General features: G+C 77.0%; 2 pseudogenes. Both read right to left on the reverse strand.

The window, feature by feature from the left end:
* Positions 1–444: pseudogene (locus KN815_RS49160) on the reverse strand (hypothetical protein); the annotation flags it as partial.
* A gap of 42 nt (positions 445–486) precedes the next feature.
* A pseudogene (locus tag KN815_RS49165) lies at positions 487–851 on the reverse strand (pyridoxal phosphate-dependent aminotransferase); the annotation flags it as partial.

An 851-nucleotide genomic window follows, 5' to 3' on the forward strand; every position in this document is an offset into this window, starting at 1 on the left:
AGCCACCGGATCAGGCGCAGCCGGACCGAAAGTGGCCGACTCGGGGGCCACCGGATCAGGGGCCGCCGGATCGGGGCTGGCTGGACCGGAGGCGGCCGACTGAGGGGCCGCCGCCTCGGGGGCGACCGGATCAGGCGCAGCCGGACCGAACGTGGCCGACTCGGGGGCCACCGGATCAGGGGCCGCCGGAGCGGGGCTGGCTGGACCGGAGGCGGCCGACTGAGGGGCCGCCGCCTCGGGGGCGACCGGATCAGGCGCAGCCGGACCGAAAGTGGCCGCCTCGGGGACCACCGGATCAGGCGCAGCCGGACCGAAAGTGGCTGGCTCGGTGCCAGCCGGATCGGGGGCGGCCGACTCTCGGGTGGCAGGCTCGGGCGTGGTCGGGAGCGGGCGGCGGCGTTCGGCCGGTTCTGCCGGGTCGGCCTGCTCGGCGTGGTCGGTCATGGCCTGGCTCCCTATCCCTCCTGGCAGCGGTCCCCTGGCGGCTCAGGCGGCCACTCCGTCCTCGATCAGGTCGCGGAACGCCGCCTCGAAGGCGGCCAACGCCGCCGCCACATGCGGCAGTTCCAGCGGATCGGGCGCCTGGAGCGCCCGTAGCCGCGACTCCTCCGCCGCCCCCAGCAGCGGCAGGGTCGCCAGCCGCAGGCGCAGCGTGTGCGGGGGGTCGCCGAAGCGATGGCCCCCGGCCACGCTCCGGCCGATCCGCCGTACCAGCTCGCGCTCCAGCTCCACCGAGTCGGTGATGCCGCGGGCGGCGAGCAGCCCGCGCAGTTCGTCGAGGTCGGCGTAGAGATGGCGGCCGGCCTGTGGCGGGCGGGCCAGCGCCCCGACGGCGGTCAGCGCGCGGTAGG

Origin of the sequence: Streptomyces niphimycinicus, from assembly GCF_018883605.1 — a bacterium.
GTDB classification, from domain to species: Bacteria; Actinomycetota; Actinomycetes; order Streptomycetales; family Streptomycetaceae; genus Streptomyces; species Streptomyces niphimycinicus.